The sequence below is a fragment of the Pseudomonas sp. GM17 genome (genome assembly GCF_000282175.2).
Classification (GTDB): Bacteria; Pseudomonadota; Gammaproteobacteria; order Pseudomonadales; family Pseudomonadaceae; genus Aquipseudomonas; species Aquipseudomonas chlororaphis.
The window spans coordinates 1093632-1110746 of record NZ_CP124732.1 but is presented as its reverse complement, the minus strand read 5'-3'; the positions used below and the strand labels follow the sequence as shown (position 1 = coordinate 1110746).

At 62.5% G+C, this 17115-nt stretch carries 15 protein-coding genes; 2 read left to right on the top strand and 13 right to left on the bottom strand.

The annotated features are described in order from the left end of the window. Positions 1 to 29 precede the first annotated feature (29 nt). Genes PMI20_RS04970 through PMI20_RS04950 form a run of 5 tightly spaced genes read right to left on the bottom strand, consistent with a single transcriptional unit; the run spans position 30 to position 5055 of the window. Complete coding sequence (locus tag PMI20_RS04970; RefSeq protein ID WP_007922565.1) at positions 30 to 347, bottom strand: cytochrome C oxidase subunit IV family protein; 318 nt, start codon at positions 345 to 347, stop codon at positions 30 to 32. 21 nt (positions 348 to 368) lie between these two features. Then, complete coding sequence (locus PMI20_RS04965) at positions 369 to 1079, bottom strand: heme-copper oxidase subunit III family protein (protein ID WP_007922563.1); 711 nt, start codon at positions 1077 to 1079, stop codon at positions 369 to 371. 4 nt (positions 1080 to 1083) lie between these two features. Further along, a complete protein-coding gene (locus tag PMI20_RS04960) occupies positions 1084 to 1776 on the bottom strand; it encodes a cytochrome c oxidase subunit 3 (RefSeq protein ID WP_007922560.1) in 693 nt (230 codons plus the stop codon). After that, positions 1773 to 3548: a cytochrome c oxidase subunit I gene (gene ctaD, locus PMI20_RS04955; RefSeq protein WP_007922557.1), complete on the bottom strand. Its 1776-nt coding sequence runs from the start codon at positions 3546 to 3548 to the stop codon at positions 1773 to 1775. The genes PMI20_RS04960 and ctaD overlap by 4 nt, the downstream gene beginning before the upstream one ends. A gap of 40 nt (positions 3549 to 3588) precedes the next feature. Further along, positions 3589 to 5055, bottom strand: a complete 1467-nt coding sequence (locus PMI20_RS04950; RefSeq protein ID WP_007922555.1) for a cytochrome c oxidase subunit II — start codon at positions 5053 to 5055, stop codon at positions 3589 to 3591. Between the two features lie 310 nt (positions 5056 to 5365). On the opposite strand from PMI20_RS04950, the gene PMI20_RS04945 reads away from it, so the two are divergent. Continuing rightward, positions 5366 to 5761, top strand: coding sequence for a c-type cytochrome (locus PMI20_RS04945; RefSeq protein ID WP_007922553.1), 396 nt, complete (start codon positions 5366 to 5368; stop codon positions 5759 to 5761). Positions 5762 to 5947: 186 nt separating this feature from the next. Here the strand turns inward: PMI20_RS04945 and PMI20_RS04940 are convergent, their stop codons facing one another. The 4 genes from PMI20_RS04940 to PMI20_RS04925 form a co-directional block, all read right to left on the bottom strand. After that, positions 5948 to 7252 carry an OprD family porin gene (locus tag PMI20_RS04940; RefSeq protein ID WP_007922539.1) on the bottom strand — a complete coding sequence of 435 codons (1305 nt, stop codon included), beginning with the start codon at positions 7250 to 7252 and terminating at the stop codon, positions 5948 to 5950. A gap of 236 nt (positions 7253 to 7488) precedes the next feature. Then, entirely contained in the window at positions 7489 to 7884 is a 396-nt protein-coding gene (locus PMI20_RS04935; RefSeq protein WP_007922537.1) for a nuclear transport factor 2 family protein, read from the bottom strand. Between the two features lie 27 nt (positions 7885 to 7911). Then, complete coding sequence (locus PMI20_RS04930; RefSeq protein WP_007922536.1) at positions 7912 to 8607, bottom strand: DsbA family protein; 696 nt, start codon at positions 8605 to 8607, stop codon at positions 7912 to 7914. 43 nt (positions 8608 to 8650) lie between these two features. Continuing rightward, positions 8651 to 8863: a hypothetical protein gene (locus PMI20_RS04925; protein ID WP_157173137.1), complete on the bottom strand. Its 213-nt coding sequence runs from the start codon at positions 8861 to 8863 to the stop codon at positions 8651 to 8653. Here PMI20_RS04925 and PMI20_RS04920 point away from each other — a divergent pair. Beyond that, positions 8862 to 10955 (top strand): TonB-dependent receptor, encoded by a 2094-nt coding sequence (locus tag PMI20_RS04920; protein WP_007922533.1) that lies wholly within the window; start codon positions 8862 to 8864, stop codon positions 10953 to 10955. The genes PMI20_RS04925 and PMI20_RS04920 overlap by 2 nt on opposite strands. A 432-nt stretch (positions 10956 to 11387) precedes the next feature. Here the strand turns inward: PMI20_RS04920 and PMI20_RS04915 are convergent, their stop codons facing one another. The 4 genes from PMI20_RS04915 to PMI20_RS04900 form a co-directional block, all read right to left on the bottom strand. After that, a complete protein-coding gene (locus PMI20_RS04915; RefSeq protein ID WP_009041729.1) occupies positions 11388 to 11579 on the bottom strand; it encodes a hypothetical protein in 192 nt (63 codons plus the stop codon). A 246-nt stretch (positions 11580 to 11825) separates the two neighbouring features. Continuing rightward, complete coding sequence (aguA, locus tag PMI20_RS04910) at positions 11826 to 12932, bottom strand: agmatine deiminase (RefSeq protein ID WP_007931692.1); 1107 nt, start codon at positions 12930 to 12932, stop codon at positions 11826 to 11828. Positions 12933 to 12936: 4 nt separating this feature from the next. Beyond that, positions 12937 to 13815, bottom strand: coding sequence for an N-carbamoylputrescine amidase (gene aguB, locus PMI20_RS04905; protein WP_007931694.1), 879 nt, complete (start codon positions 13813 to 13815; stop codon positions 12937 to 12939). A gap of 310 nt (positions 13816 to 14125) precedes the next feature. Then, positions 14126 to 17038: an aminotransferase gene (locus PMI20_RS04900; protein WP_007931696.1), complete on the bottom strand. Its 2913-nt coding sequence runs from the start codon at positions 17036 to 17038 to the stop codon at positions 14126 to 14128. Positions 17039 to 17115 lie beyond the last annotated feature (77 nt).

Here is a 17115-nt window from a genome sequence, read left to right as displayed (position 1 = left end):
GGCGCTTGAACGCCGGAGGCGGAAGCCGGTCATTGCCCGAGGAAAATCCCCCGGGTGGAAAACACGTAGTCCGCCTCGGCGGCCATCAGGCCAACCAGCACCAGCAGGCACAACGGCGGGACGAGGATCGCGTAGACCATCGCCAGGCGCTCCCAGGCCATGTGCATGAAGATGGAAACGATCAGGCCGGCCTTCAACAACATGAGGACCAGGATCAGCGACCACCTGAAGTAGCCCTGGAAGTGAAAGTAGTCGACCAGGTAGGACAGGGTACTGAGTACGAACAACAGCCCCCAGATCTTCAGGTACAGGCTCAGTGGATGCTGTTGACCTTGTGCATGTGCCATCGCCGGTACTCCTCTGCGGGCTCACCATAAGTAGAAGAAAGCGAAGATAAATACCCACACCAGGTCCACGAAGTGCCAGTACAACCCGGCGATCTCGACGATCTGATAGTTGCCGGAGCGCTCGTAGTCTCCGCGCAACACCTTGAAGGCGACGATGCACAGGTAGATGACGCCGACCGATACATGCAGCCCGTGGAAACCGGTAATCATGAAAAAACTGGCGCCGAACTGCGCGGCGCCCATGGGGTTCGACCAGGGGCGCACGCCTTCGGCGATGAGCTTGCTCCACTCGAACGCCTGCATGCTGACGAAGGTCGCACCGAAGGCCGCGGTCGCCAACATCAGGGCCGCGCATTTGCCGCGTACACGGCGATAGGCGAAGTTCACGGCCATGGCCATGGTGCCGCTGCTGCTGATCAGCACGAAGGTCATGATGGCGATCAGGATCAGGGGGATTTCAACGCCGCCGATGGTCAGGGCGAACACTTCGCTGGGGTTCGGCCAGGGGACGGTGGCACTGATGCGCACCGACATGTAGCCGGTCAGGAAGCAGGTGAAGATGAAGGTGTCGCTGAGCAGGAAGATCCACATCATCGCCTTGCCCCAGGGCACCCGCTTGAACACATCCTGATCCGAGGCCCAGTCGGTGGCGATGCTCTTCCACCCCGCTACCAGCGTATCGGGTGGGGGTGGGACGGAGCTTTCCGGAGGGGTTGCTGAGGGCAATGCCATGGCTTCACCTCAGGCCGCAGAATGCGGCGATGGCTTGATAGGTTTCCGGCGTGCTGGTCAGCAGGACGAAGAGGACGATCCACAGCCCCAGCAGGTAGTGCCAGTAGATCGCGCAGAGCTCCACGCTGGACGCCAGTCGCGACAGCGGAACCCGGCGCAGGAACCTGGCGCCGACTCTGCCCCAGGCCACCAGGCCTCCCAGCAGGTGCAGCCCGTGTACGCCGGTCAGCAGATAGAAAAAGCTGTTGGCCGGATTGGCGGAAACGAAATAGCCCCAGTCGACGAACTGCTTCCAGACCCAGAGTTGCCCCCCGAGAAAGGCGATCGCGAAGACACCGCCCAGGGCGAAGCCGAGGGTGGCCCCGTTCAATGCATCCCGACGGGCGGCCAGCCGCGCCCACTGCAGGCTGATACTGCCCAGCACCAGCAGGAGCGTGTTCAGCCAGAGTTGCCGGGCACTGGCCAGCGGCGCCAGGGGCTCGGTCAGCGGCTGCCAGTCCGCCATTTGCGAACGCGCGATGAAGGCCAGCAGGAACAGCAGGAACAGCGAGGTCACCACCACCAGGAACATGCGCAGGCCCACTTTTGCGGCTTTCACCCTGTCCAGGCCTGCCGGTCCCCGAGAGTGGTCGGGGGGCTGGCTCCAACGGCCACCGGCGCCGGCGCTTTCGGTATTTTTCAATAGCGGCCCGTTCATGGTCTTTCGCCCGCGATTCTGGCTTCTGCGCTGCGCTGCCTCATCTGCTCCAGCTCCTGGGCAGAAACCGTCTGTGGCACGAAGTCCTGCTCTATCCCGGGCACGCTGTAGTCATAGGCCCAACGGTGCACCACCGGCAGCTCCGGCCCCCAGTTGCCATGTACGGGCGGGGTGTCCGGCGTCTGCCATTCCAGGCTGGCCGCCCCCCATGGGTTCGGGCCCGCCGGCTTGCCTTTGAAGGCGCTCCAGGCCAGGTTGAAGAGGAACAACAGCTGGCATACCCCGACCGTCAGCGCGACAACGGTGATGAACGCATTCAGCTGCTGCGCCGATTGCGGGATGAAGTTGTAGTTCTGCCAGGCGTAATAGCGCCGAGGCATGCCCAGCAGGCCCAGGTAGTGCATGGGGAAGTAGATGCAGTAAGTACCCAGGAAAGTTATCCAGAAATGCAGCTTGCCCAGGGTGTCGTTCATCAGGCGCCCGGTGATCTTCGGAAACCAGTGATAGATGGCGCCAAATATCACCAGTATCGGCGCGACCCCCATGACCATATGGAAGTGGGCCACCACGAAGTAGGTGTCCGACAGCGGGATATCCACAATCACGTTGCCGAGAAACAACCCGGTGAGGCCACCGACCAGGAAGGTGACGATAAAGGCCAGGGCGAACAGCATCGGCACCGTCAGGTGGATGTCGCCATGCCACAGGGTCAGCACCCAGTTGTAGACTTTCAGCGCGGTCGGCACGGCGATGATCAAGGTGGTGGCGGCGAAAAAGAAGCCGAAGTACGGGTTCATCCCGCTGACGTACATGTGGTGCGCCCAGACCACGAAGCTCAGCACGCCGATGGCAATGATGGCCCACACCATCATGCGGTAACCGAAGATGTTCTTGCGCGCGTGGGTGCTGATCAGATCGGAGACCAAGCCGAACGCCGGCAGGGCGACGATGTAGACCTCCGGATGGCCGAAGAACCAGAACAGATGCTGGAACAGGATCGGGCTGCCACCCTGATGCGCGAGCTGCTGCCCCATGGAAATCACCGCCGGCATGAAGAAGCTTGTGCCCAGCAGCCTGTCGAACAGCATCATCACCGCGCTGACGAACAAGGCCGGAAAGGCCAGCAGGGCCAGGATCGAGGCCATGAAGATGCCCCAGACGGACAGCGGCATGCGAAACAGCGTCATGCCGCGAGTACGGGCCTGCAGCACCGTGGTCACATAGTTCAGCCCGCCCATGGTGGCGGCGACGATGAAGATCGCCAGCGATACCAGCATCAACACGATGCCCCATTCGGTCCCTGGGGTGCCCCGGGTGATGGATTGCGGCGGATAGAGTGTCCAGCCCGCCCCGGTGGGCCCGCCCGGGACGAAGAAGCTGGAAAGCAGCACCAGGACCGAGAGCAGGTAGAACCAGAAGCTCAGCATGTTGACGTAGGGGAAGACCATGTCCCGGGCGCCAATCATCAGCGGAATCAGATAGTTGCCGAAGCCGCCCAGGAACAGGGCCGTCAGCAGGTAGATGACCATGATCATGCCGTGCAGGGTCATCGCCTGGTAATAGGTGCTGGCGTCCATGAACTCGAGGCTGCCGGGAAAGCCGATCTGCATGCGCATCAGGCCGGACAGCACCAGGGCGACGAGCCCCACGGAGATCGCCGTCAAGGAATACTGGATGGCGATGACCTTGTGGTCCTGGCTCCAGATATAGCGCGTGAAGAAGCTCTTCGGTTCGTGCAGGACTTCTGTTTCTGCATGCTCGACATAAGCCATCAGGTCATCCTCCGCTAAGTTTCGGAGCATTTCCGGCTAGTTACGGTGACCTGCCCGATTCCACCTTGCCGGCATCCGCGTCGACAGCAGCTTTCGACTTGATGAAGGCGATCAGGGCGTCCAGTTCCTTGTCATTGGGGGTAAAGGTCGGCATCACCGCGGCGTAACCCTTGACGATCGCAGCGCCGGGTTGGCGCACGGAATCCTTCAGGTAGCCCTCATCGACCTTGATCTGAGAACCATCGGCCAGGGTTTGCGTCTTGCCGTACAAACCCTGCCAGCCCGGGCCGATACCCTGGCTGCCATCGACGCTGTGGCAGGCCAGGCAACCCAGCGATTCGGCCAGCCGCTGTCCCTGCGCCGCCAGCTCATTCTGTGCGTCTGCAGGGCCTTGTTCTTTCTGCCCCACGGCACTCAGCGACTTGATGAAAGCCACCACGGCGGCCAGTTCATCTTGAGTGAAAGTATAGGCCACCATGACCGGCGGATAGCCCTGGACCAGCCTGGCCTGCGGCTCGAGAATCGACTCCTTGAGGTAGGCTTCGTCGACCTGGACGCGGGTGCCATCGGCCAACTGCTCCGAGCGGCCGTACAGGTCCTTCCAGCCCGGGCCCAGGCTGGTGCTGCCGTCCTGGCTATGGCAGGCGCGGCAGCCATGGCTTTCCACCAGTTGGCGGCCTTTTTCCAGCAGGCTGTCCCGGCTCGGCGTGGCGACGTTCGTCAGCGTCTGGGCAAAGGTCGGCTGGCTGGCGAACCATTGGTCGAAAGCGCCCTGCTCCTCGACGACCAGATGGCCGCGCATGTTGTAGTGGCCCAGGCCACAGTACTCGGCGCACAGCACTTCAAACTTGCCGAGCCGGGTCGGGGTGAACCAGAAGTGGGACACCATGCCCGGCACCATGTCCATCTTCGCGCGCATCTGCGGAATATAGAAATCGTGCAGTACATCCTTTGCCCGCAGCAGGACTTTTACCGGCCGATCGATGGGCAGGCGCACTTCATTGTTCATGATCAGTACATCGTCCTGCCCGGCAGGGTCATTGCGATCAAGACCGAAGGGATTGCCGGGATCGATCCATTTGACATCCGCCTTGCCGAGTTTTCCGTCACGCCCGGGAAAGCGAAACGCCCACTGCCACTGCTGGGCAACCACTTCGAGCTGGGTAGCCTCTTGCGGCACCTGGACGAAATCGTTGTAGACCACCAGGCCGGGCGCGAGCATGCCGATGATGCCCAATGAAGTGAGGATGACCAGCCACCCTTCCAGCTTCCGGCTTTCCGGCTGGTAGTGCGCCCGGGCACCTTCGCGATGACGGAAGCGAATCACGGCGATGGCCATGAACAGCGTGATGGCGATGAAAAAGATTCCGGTGATGACCAGGGTGATCAGCAGCGTGGTGTCTATCGACCCCCAGTTGGAGGCAGCCGGCGTCATGTGCCAGGGAGCAAGCAGGTGAAACAGCACCGAAGCGACAACGACTAGAACCAGGATGATTGCTATCGCCATTTTCTCGTCTTCCTGTGCCGGTTGTTCTGTGGCCATGCAAACGCAACGTCGCCCAACCGCAGCGCCACACCGATGCCTAACCCTCCTCCCAAGCCTGCTGGAACATTGCCTCTATCCCCGGGGCAAATCTTCTGAAAAGTATAGTGCGCCCCGTCGGACGTGCGCCGCCGGGCCCCGACACGACACAAGGCCAGGAGGTTGTGGCATTACCACGTCCCTTTCCCCTGATGGCCATCCCCAACACCTGCCAACCATGCTCAAATAGCCCCCGCGTTTTCTGCCACCCGCCACACCCGATCCGGAGCCGAACATGAAAAACACCGCCGCCCTGACCTTGGCCCTGATGCTTAGCCTGCTGTCGCTCCACGCCCAGGCAGAAGCGGTGGGCGATGCCGAGGCCGGTGGCAAGCTGTTCAAGCGCATCTGCGGTGGCTGCCACAATATCGGGCCTTCGGTGCGCAGCTCTTTCGGACCGCAGCTCAATGGCATTTTCGGGCGCACTGCAGGGAGCGTGGCGGACTATCACTACTCCGACGCGATGAAGTCCTCCGGCATCGTCTGGACCCGCGACAAGCTGGTGGCCTACCTGGAAGATCCAAAAAAAGTGGTGCCCGGTACGCGGATGATCTTCTGGGGGCTGAGCGATCAGGAGAAGATCGATAATCTGCTGGCTTATCTGCAGAGCTTTCAGGCGCAACAGCCCTGAGTGACCTGACAAATCAAAGCGGCCCCAAATCCTCAACGTGCGCTTCGCGCCCGATCGCAGCCTGGCGGCAGCGGCTACAGGGAGCCGCGGTGCTGTTCAGGACGGGGCAACACCCACAAAAAAGCCCCGAACCAGTCGGGGCTTTTGCTATTGCCGGCCCAGTATCAGGCCGCGATCAGGCGTTTATCAGAACACGTTGATCGGGTAGTCGACGAACACACGCAGTTCGTTACCGCTGTCGTTGTAGCCACTGGATTTCTGCGATACACGCAGGATCGAGCTACGCACCTTGACGCTCAGGTCCTTGGCCGGGCCGCTCTGGACCACGTACTTGAACTGGTTGAAGATTTCGCGCTCGGTACCGCCGGTGGTGGTGGCGCCCTCACTGTTGGTGGCGGTGATGTTGTCACCACGCACATAGGCCAGGTTGTAGGTCAGGCCCGGTACGCCGAAGGCGCCGAAGTCCAGACCGTAGCCCAGCTGCCAGCTGCGCTCGTCTTCCGCGTTGAAGTCGGACCAGTAGGAGTTCGCCAGGTAGATGGTGTTGCCACCGTCGCCCACACGGTGCTGCTCTTTCTGGTAGCCGCCGTAGGCGTAGCCCAGGTTGCTGTCGCCGGTGCTGCGCTGGTGCGCCAGGGTGAAGGAGTGCGGGCCGGTGGCGTAGGTGGCTGCCAGGCTCCAGATCTTGTTGTCCTGGCCACCTGCTTCTTTGAACTCGGCGTAGGACTTGTCCAGCTTGGTGCGATAACCGTTGAAGTCGAAGGTCAGGGACTGGTCGGTGGCCAACGGGAACACGTAGTTCAGGTTCACGTACTGCTTCTTCAGCACGTCTTCGACGTCGGAAGCGTACAGCGAGCCCTTGAACTGTTCGGTGAACTGGTAGCTGCCGCCCAATACGTTGATCGACTTCAGGCCACCGCTGTCACGGCCTTCGGCGCTCTTGCGCGACTCGGCGGTGAAACGACCGGCGTTCAGCTCCAGGCCCTTGATCTCTTTGGAGGTGATCAGGGTACCGGTGTAGCTTTCCGGCAGCAGACGCCCATTGTCGTAGCTCAGTACCGGCAGGGCCGGCATCTGGTCACCGTAGGTCAGGACGGTGTTGGACAGGCGGAATTTGACCGCGGCGCCGGCCTTGGCCAGGTCGCCTGCCGGGCTCTTGTTGCCGCCTTCGCTTGGCTTGAAGAAGTCGATGCCCTGGCCGCCGCTGTGGCTGCCTTTATCCAGGCGCAGGCCGTACAGGCCGAAGGCATCGACGCCCACGCCGACGGTGCCTTGGGTGAAGCCCGACGAGAAGGTACCGATGGCCGCTTGACCCCACTCACGCTGGTCATCGTTACCGTTCTTCTTGTCGCGATTGATGTAGGCGTTGCGCAGCAGAATTTTCAGGCTGCTGTCTTCGACAAAGCCCTTGGACTCAGCCTGGTCGTTAGCCATAACTTGAGTACTGCTCAGAATCCCCAGTGCGATCAGACCGATCCGCTTGTTCAACATTTTATTTTCCTTATTACGGGTTGATGACGCGCTGTGGTGCTCCTTGGAAACGGCGCTTAGGCGCTCTTTTTTCAGGCCAAAACAAAAAGACCCACCCACGAAAAATCGCGGTGGGCCTTTTATTATTGGAAGGTCATGGCCGTTGGCCACAGGCGTTGGCGCGAATCCTATCCGCGCCCTGAACAGTGTGTCAATTTCAAGAATCGTCTGAAAATAGGCAAAAATCGTCTAAGAACTTAACGATCCTTGATGGCCAGTTGCACGGTATGGCTGTCGACGAACTGTTCGAAGTGCGTGACCTTGCCATCTTTCAACGTCCACAAATGGGCCACGCGGGCATTCAGCGGTTTGCCCGTGGCTTTATAGACGCCGCTGTAGTTGCCGTAGGCGAACACCTTGTCGCCCTGGGCCACATAGTTCTCGACAGTGAAGGCAAACCCCTCCCACTCGGTGGCCAGGCGCTTGAAGACATTCTCCACCACGGCATCGAAGCCGACGTAGGTGCCGGCGTAGGGAAAACCTGCCGCTTCGGTCCAGCGCGCATCCGCAGCCAGGGCGGCGGCGGTGTTTTTCGCGTTCTCCTGGGAGTTGGCGCCTTCGTAAGTGCTTTTGATCAGTGCCAGGTTATCCATGGGCGACTCCGCAAATTAAGTGGGGGTTCAAAGGGCGCAACCGTTCAGACCACAGGCCTGCAGGCTAGGTGAAAGCTCGACCTCTGGCGAACCGAAGGCTTCGCTCAGCCAGGCGGCGAACGCCTGCGGCTTGCCCAGCCAGGGGCTGATATCGAGCAGCCTGAACTGACCGTCCTGCTCCAGCACCAGGGTCGGAAAACCCTGGCCACCGACCCGGGCCAACAAGGCACGGCTGGCCTTGATGTGCTCGTTCAAGCTGTTCGCCGCGGCGTACTCGAAGGCTTCCTCGAACTCGCCGCGCTCAAAGCCCAGGCCTTCGGCGAGTTCCAACAGAACATCGACATCGGCGATGCGGCGCCCTTCGACGTAGTGGGCCGTCTGCAAGCGCCCGAGCAACTCCAGGCCGCGCCCGGCGAGCGCCTGCGCCGCCAGTACCGCGGCAATCGGCGGGGCCGAATCGAAGACCGCCGAATGATCGCGCAGCAAACCTTCGAAGTAAGCCTCGCCGAACGGCTGTCCGGTGTATTCGGCAATGCGCCGGTCATGGGGCATGACGTAGTCGCGCAGTTGCGGCGAAACCTGCTGGCAGTTGCGCCCGGTCATCATGCCGCCGCCATGGGCTACCACCGGCAGCACTGCCTGGGCCGCCTGCACCAGCGGTTTGGCGCCGTAGCACCAGCCGCACAAAGGATCGTAGATGTAATGAAGGGTCGCTGCCGACATGCAAGGCTCCGGGACAAAGGCCGATAAATTCGATGGCGGCAGACTATGCCTGTGGCCCACGGCGAAAAACGCTGGAATGGCTTTTAGTCTGTTTCGGGAATCGGTCGAATCGGCCGTGTATCCACTGCATTTCAATCAAGACACAAATTGAAACAATCCGCCCAGGGAACTTTTCAAGAATAATTAACGAAAGTAAATAGCAAGCATTACCATTCGCGCCGACTGTTTCTTTCCCCTTCTGGATGCGTTTTTCCATGCCTGCCCCCTTCCGCCTGACTCCCCTCACCCTTGGCTTTTGCGCCTCGCTGACGGCCGGTTTCACCTGCGCCGCCCCGACCACCCTGCCGGCTACCGCCATCAGCGCGGAAGTCGATGCCGACGACCCACGGGTCAAGGAAGTCAGCACCGCGACCCGCACCGCCACGCCAGTGCGCTACGTGCCGCAAGCCATCGACTCGGTGAAGACCAGCAACCTGCTGGACTACGGCATCAACGACCTGGGCACGGCCTTGAGCGGCATTCCCAACGTCAGCAGCGGCGCCGACACCCGCTTCGACAGCCTGCGTATTCGCGGTTTCGACGCCAGCAACGACTTCTACCTCGACGGCGTCCGTGACGACAGCCAGTACGTGCGTGACCTGCACAACATCGAGCGCATCGAGGTGCTCAAGGGCCCGGCGGCGGTGCTTTACGGCCGTGGCAGCCAGGGCGGGATCGTCAACCGGGTGAGCAAGCTGCCGCAGTTCGGCCGCCACTCCAGCGTCGAAGTCAAAGGCGGCAGCGAAGACCTGCGCAGCCTGTATGCCGACCTCAGCGCCGACCCCAGCGAGAACATCAGCCTGCGCCTGAACATGGGCAACCAGGACAACAACAGCTTCCGCGACGGCGTCAGTGGCAGTCGCCAGCTGTTCGCGCCGTCCATGAGCTGGCAGCTGACGCCGGACCTGAACTGGCTGGTGCAGTACGAGTACAGCCGCTACAACCGCACGCCGGACCGTGGCGTCCCGGGGATCGACGGGCGCCCGGCGGACGTGAGTCGCGACACCACGTACGGCGACCCGCGCGACTACATCGACGACAAGTCCCAGTCGCTGCGCTCCAAGCTCAGCTACGAGCTGAACGACAACTGGCAACTGCGCCATACCCTGAGCCTGTTCAAGCTCAACAGCGATTTCGACAACACCTACCAGACCGGCTACGACAGCCGCACCAAGCGGGTGAACCGCCAGCGCTGGCAGCAGGACCTGAACACCCGCAACCTCTACAACAACCTCGAAGTCGAAGGCACCTTCGATACCTTCGGCCTCGAGCACCGGGTGCTGACGGGTGTCGAGCTGGGCAGCCAGCGACGCGATCCGAAGCTCTATACCACAGCGGCGGTCAGCGCCGGTGGCCAGGCCGTGCCGTCCCTGGCCCCGTTCAACCCGGATAAAAACATGCGGCATACCGGGAAAATGGTGGCGTCCAGCTACAACCACAGCGAGGTGGAAAGCCGCGCCGTGTATGTCCAGGACCAGTTGCGCCTGAACGATCAGTGGCAAGTGCTCGCGGGCCTGCGCTACGACAACTTCAACGTCGAGACCCACAACAAACTGCTGGATATCAAGGACGACCGCGACAGCCACAGCACCAGCCCGCGCCTGGGCGTGGTCTGGACCCCGCTGGAGAACCACTCCTTCTACGCCTCCTGGAGCAAGAGCTTCTCGCCGGTCGGCGGTGGCCTGATCGGCATCACCCCCAATGCCAACGGCAACAGCAACGACCTGAGTCCCGAGCGCACCCGGCAGAAGGAAATCGGGGTCAAGAGCGACTGGCTCGACGACCGCTTCAGCACCACGCTTGCGGTCTATGAGCTGGAACTCTACAACCGTCGCAGCCGCAGCGTGGAAGACCCGAACGTGATCCTGCTGACCGGCCTGCAGCGCTCCCGCGGCGTGGAACTGACCGCCGCCGGCAAGATCGTCGGCAACTGGTCGATCCGCGGCGGCATCGGCCTGCAGGACGCGACGGTGGTCAAGAGCAACAACGGTGACGAGGGCAACCGGGTGAACAACGTGGCCAAGCGCAATGGCAGCCTGTTCGTGACCTGGAAGCCGGAAATGGGCTGGTACGCCGAGACCGGCCTGACCCTGGTGGGCGATCGTTATGCCGATAACGCCAACACCGTGATGCTTCCGGGTTATGGCCGCTGGGACGCCCTGGCCGGCTTCCGGCAGAAGGACTGGGACCTGCGGGCCGCGCTGAACAACATCAGCGACCGCACGTATTACTCCTCGGCCACCAGCGCCGGGCAGATCCAGTTCGGCGATCCACGCAGCCTGGTGGTAACCGGTACCTACAGCTTCTAAGCGAACAAACGCCCCGCCGTCCCGTAGGAGCGAAGCTTGCTCGCGAAAAACGATAACGCGGTACCCCAGGCAAACCGCGCGTGCCCTTCGCGGGCAAGCTTCGCTCCTACGCAAAAAAACCAGCACCACCTTTTCCGTAGGAGCGAAGCTTGCTCGCGAAAAACGATAACGCGGTGCCCCAGGCAGACCGCGCGTGCCCTTCGCGGGCAAGCCTCGCTCCTACGCGAAAAAACCAGCACCACCTTTTCCGTAGGAGCGAAGCTTGCTCGCGAAAAACGATAACGCGGTGCCCCAGGCAGACCGCGCGTGCCCTTCGCGGGCAAGCCTCGCTCCTACGGGAGAAATCGCAGCGAATGGGTTGGCGCGGGCATTTTAAAAAGGCAAAAAAAAGCGCTGCCATCCGGGCAGCGCTTTTACCAATCCGTTGTCTGCTTATCCTTCCAGCACATCCCACAGCGCTTCGAGTTCGGCCTCGCTGAACAAACCAGCAGGGTAACGATCGAGGATCATCCGGCGCGGGTCGGTTTCCCGGACCTGTCGCGTTCCATTGCACTTCAACCATTGCGCCAGAACCTGAAGCGACTCGCTATTTATTGCGGAAGTCCGCTCGCTGACCCTATTCATTTCCAGCGTTCTCTCCCGGTTTGTGAGCGGCTAACTTATCCAAGGTTTATGACAGAACATCGCAGTTCCACCGGCCTCGGATTGACCTCGCGAGAGATACAAGAGCTATGCCAAGGTCCCGCAATTGCCAGCTTCCGGATCCAAAAAAACCCGCAGTCCATCAGGGCTGCGGGCTTGCCGGGCGACGCCGGATTGGATCCATGTAACCGCCCGTCAATCAGGCGTCACGGGCTGTTACAACAACACTCAAACCTTGTGCGGCGCCGGTTGCTGTTGGGTAAGGCAATGGATATTTCCGCCCCCCAGTAACAACTCGCGACCCGGCACCATCACCACTTCGTGTTGCGGGAACAGGTTCTGCAGGATTTCCTTGGCCTGGGCATCCAGCGGATCGTCGAAACTCGGAGCAATGATGCCGCCGTTGACGATCAGGAAGTTCACATAGGAACCGGCCAGGCGCACCGACGGATTACGCTCCTGGGTGCCATCCACCGGGTCGACGCCCGTGCACTCTTCTTCGGTGGCGTACAGCGGTCCGGGAATCGGCATCTTGTGCACCGTGAACGGGCGACCCTTGGCGTCGGTGCTGTCTTGCAGCACTTTCAGCGCCGCCTGGCAGCGCGGGTAGTTCGGGTCCTGCGGGTCGTCGGTCCAGGCCAGCAATACTTCGCCCGGACGCACGTAGCAGCAGAAGTTATCCACATGGCCATCGGTTTCGTCGTTGTACAGGCCATCCGGCAGCCAGATGACTTTATCCACAGCCAGGTTGGCGCTGAGCACCGCTTCGATCTCGGCACGGTTCATGTGCGGGTTGCGATTGCGGTTGAGCAGGCATTCTTCGGTGGTGATCACCGTGCCTTCGCCGTCGACGTGAATCGAGCCGCCTTCGAGCACGAAGCCCTCGGTACGGTAACGTGGACTGCGCTCGATCTCGAGGATCTTGCCGCCCACCTGCGAGTCACGGTTCCACGGCGAATACAGGCCGCCGTCGAAACCGCCCCAGGCGTTGAAATCCCAGTTCACGCCACGGACTTCGCCCTGGTCGTTGATGACGAAGGTCGGGCCGGTATCGCGGACCCAGGCGTCGTCGCTGGACATCTCCACCAAGCGGATATTCGGCACGTCCAGGCGGGCCCGGGCGTTTTCATACTGGCCCGCGGAGACCGCCACGGTCACCGGTTCGAAGCGGGCGATGGCCTTGGCCACCGCTACGTGCGCGGCTTGCGCCGGCTTGCCGCCCAGGCGCCAGTTGTCCGGGCGCTCGGGCCAGATCATCCAGGTCTGGGTCTGCGTCGCCCACTCGGCGGGCATGTAGAAGCCGTCGGCGCGAGGGGTGCTGTGCAAAGTGGTCATGGGTTCAGGACTCCAGGGAACCGTCGAGGGTTTTGATCGCGCTGTACAGGTTCGGCCGACGGTCGCGGAACGAACCCCAGGCGCTGCGAATGTGTTCCAGCTCGTCGAGGTCGAAACTGTGGACAAGAATACCTTCTTCAGTCTCGTTCAGTTCTTCAACCTTCTCGCCGAACTGGTTGGCGATGAACGACGAGCCGTAGAAGGTGATGTCGTAGCCGTCCTGCTCTTCGTTGCCGATGCGGTTGCTGGCGATCAGCGGCATCAGGTTGGCGCCGGCGTGGCCTTGTTGCACGCGCTGCCAGTGGTCGCGGGACGAAATGCTCTTGTCGTGGGGCTCGCTGCCGATGGCGGTCGGGTAGAACAGGAGCTCCGCACCCTGCAGGGCCATGCTGCGGGCGCACTCCGGGAACCACTGGTCCCAGCAGATGCCCACGCCGATTTTCGCGTAGCGAGTGTTCCACACCTTGAAGCCGGTGTCGCCCGGATTGAAGTAGTACTTTTCGTGATAGCCGGGGCCGTCCGGGATGTGGCTTTTACGATAAATCCCGAGGTTGCTGCCGTCGGCGTCGATGATCGCGATGCTGTTGAAACGCGCCCGCCCGGCCAGCTCATAGAAGCTGATCGGCAGCACCACCTGCAGCTCCTTGGCGACTTTCTGGAAGTGCGCGATGGCCGTATTGCTTGCCACTGGGGTCGCCAGCTGCAGGTAGTCCGGGTTCGGCTTCTGGCAGAAGTACGGGGCCTCGAACAGTTCCTGGATCAGGATGATCTGCGCGCCTTTGGCGGCGGCCTCGCGGACCAGCTTTTCCGCGGTCTCGATATTGGCTTCGAGGTCCCAGGAACAGGCCATCTGGGTTGCGGCGACGGTAACGATACGGCTCATGGATCATCTCCTGGGCAGCAGCAAAGGACCGAGGGTGGCATCGGTCGATGACAAAAAAGGGAATGGTCAGGCGCGGCTTAAGCCTGTCCTGATAGGGATGACTTTATATCCGATAAAAATCGACTTTAAAAGCTTAAAAATAAACAACCAAAGAATTAACCCCTACAAACATCGATTATTATCGATATTTATAGGGGTTAAGGGGTGTCAGTGCGGACGCTATCGCGAGCAAGCTCGCTCCTGCAGGGCATGCCTTTCTATGTAGGAGCGAGCTTGCTCGCGATCCGAATGCAGGGCATTCGAGTGGGGCCTAGAGCCCCTCCTCCAGCACCTTGGCCAGCATGTCGACAAAGAAATCGACGCTCTGGCGCGTGGTGACCATCGGCGGCTTGATCTTGAGGATGTTCAGGTCATCGCCGGTGGGCTGCATGAAGATCCCCAGCTCGCGCAGGCGATCGCACAACATCGCGGTCTCCTGCGTGGCCGGCTCCAGGGTCTGGCGATCGCGGATCAGCTCCAGGCCGAGGTAGAACCCCGAGCCATGCACCGCGCCCACCAGCGGATAACGCTCGATCAGGGCTTCGAGGCGCTGCTTGAAGTGGCCACCGACCACCTGGGCGTTTTCCCAGAGTTTTTCTTCCTGCATCACGTCCAGCACCGCCATGCCGATCCGGCAACTCACCGGGCTGCCGCCGGCCGAGGAGAAGAAATAACCTTCGGCCTCCAGCGCTTCGGCAATCTCCCGGCGGGTGATCACCGCCCCCAGCGGCTGGCCGTTGCCCATGCCTTTGGCCATGGTGATGATGTCCGGCACCACGCCCTGCTCTTCGAAGCCCCAGAAGAACGTGCCCATGCGCCCGTAACCGACCTGCACCTCGTCGGCGATGCACACCCCGCCCTGGGCGCGGACCAGCGCATAGACCTGCTTCAGGTAACCCGGCGGCAGGGCGATGCCGCCGGCGTTGCCATACACCGGCTCGCAGATGAAACCGGCCAATTGGCGATCCTGCTCCGCCAGTTTGGCCAGGTTGTGTTCGACGCTGCGCACGTAGTCCGCGGTGCTGTCCTGGCCGCGGAACTCGCCGCGATAGGTATTGGGCGCGGTCACCGGATGCACCCAGTCCGGGCGGCTGCTCAGGGCCTGGGGGTTGTCGGCGATCGAGGTAGACACCGCATCCGCGCCCACCGTCCAGCCGTGATAGGCCTCCAGCACGCTGAGCAGGTCGCGCCCGCCGCTGTAGGCCCAGGCCAGGCGGATCGCCAGGTCGTTGGCCTCGCTGCCGCTGTTGACCAGGAACACCCGGTCCATCGAGTCCGGCGCCAGCTCCAGCAAGCGCTCGGAGAACTCGGCAATCGCCGCGTAGTGGAAACGCGAGTTGGTGTTGAGCAGCGACCACTGACGCGCGGCCTCGGCGGCCATGCGCGGGTGGCCGTGACCGAGCACCGCGACGTTGTTGAGCATGTCCAGGTAGGAACGGCCCTGCATGTCGATCAGGTGGTTGCGCCAGCCGCGCTCGATGCGTGGCGGGTCGACGTAATAGTGCTTCTGCGAACGGGCGAAACTGGCATCGCGGCGCGCCAGCAAGGCTTGCGAGTCGAGCTCCGGCTCGGCGTCGCAGGCCAGGCCCAGCAGCGCCGCCGGCGACGGGCACAGCGCCTGCCATGCCGCGGCCCGCGAGGGCGTGCAGAACAGCGGCGGATCGAGCTGCGCGCCACGGCACAGCTGGACCTTGAGCCCGCCATCCACCGCCCCCAGCACCTGGCCTTTGACCAGTGCCGCGCCGGCATGCACCGAGGGCGTGACGCCCCACAGCCGCACACTCAATTGCGGGCCATCGAGGCGCAACGCACCGTCGGTGGCGCGGTGCAGCACCCCGGCAAAAGGCGCTTCGACCGCCGTGCCCGACGGTACCTGCAACTGCACGTGCAACGGGAAGGTGTCCGGCTCGACGGCACTGTCCGGGCAGGTCCGGGACAGGCGGTACTGCCCGTAGCGACTGGCCGCCAATCCATGGGCCGCCGCGGCCTGCTGCAACAGCCGGGTATCGATCTCCGGCTGCTCCCAGTTGCCGGCCTCGAAATGCGGGCTGAGCACGCCCAGGTCGATCAGGGCGAACTCACGCCCCACCAAGCCCGGCAGCAAGGGGGCGAAACCTTCGCCGGCGATGGCCGGCAGCGTCAGCCCTACCGCTCCGAGGATCGCCGCTTCCATCAACTCGAACGGCACCGAGGTGGCGACGCGGAAGATCTCCCATTCGTGGCTCAGGTTGTCGCGGCTGTACTGGTTGCCCGGGTCGATGCTCACCTGCTGTTCGCCACTGAGCACCAGCACCGCGGCGCGGGCGACGATCAGCGGCCACAGCGCCAGCAACTCGGCCTGCTGCAGTGGATTGATCGCGTGATAGGCGCGGACCGCCGGCAGGATGCAGAACGGATCACCCTCGGCATGGTGCAGCAGCGCCGCGCAGGTCACCGACAGGTCAGTGATGCGCCAGGTGCGGATCAGGTCGCCGAAATCGATCACCCCCTGTACCTGCCAGTGGCGCTGGGCGTCACGCTGCCAGACCACGTTGTCGTCGGTGATGTCCAGGTGGATCGCCTGCACCGGCAACTGCTCGGCCAGGCGCTGCACACGGCGCTCGGCCTGCTCGGCCACTTCGGCGATCAGGCGGCGTTGCAGTTCGTCGGCGATCACCGGCAACAGGTGATCGATCAGGCTATGGGCGTGGCGCGCGTCCCATTGCAGGGTGCGTTCCAGGCCCGGGTGCTGGAAGTCCGCCAGGGCCAGGTCCATCTGCCCGCACAACCGGCCGAAGCCGGCCGCCAGCTCGGGGCCCAGGTGCTTGAGGTGGGTCAGCGGCTGGCCTTCGATGTAGTCGAACAGGCGCACATGCAGCGCCTGGCCGTCGACTTCCAGGGACAGCAGGTCGGCGCCGTTCTTCGCCGGGATCACCCGGGGTACGTGCAGCTCGGGGTGGCTGCCCAGGTGCTTGAGCGCCGCATGTTGCGCCTGCAATTCCAGGGCGGCGTAGTCGCCACGGCAGATCTTCAGGACAAAACGCCCCCGGGGACTGTCGAGCCGGTAGTTGAGATCCTGCTGGCTGCCCAACGATTGCAGCGTGCCGCCAAGGCCGTAGTGCACTTCGAGCAGGTCCAGCGCCTGCTGCGGGGTGACTTGCGGACCGGGCAGACTGGCGCGGTGAATCAACGTGGCGAGCAACATGGAACGACCCCTGGAATTATTGTCAGATGCGTATATCGCCACCGCGCCAGGCGTTACGCAACCCCCTGGCCCGGGCA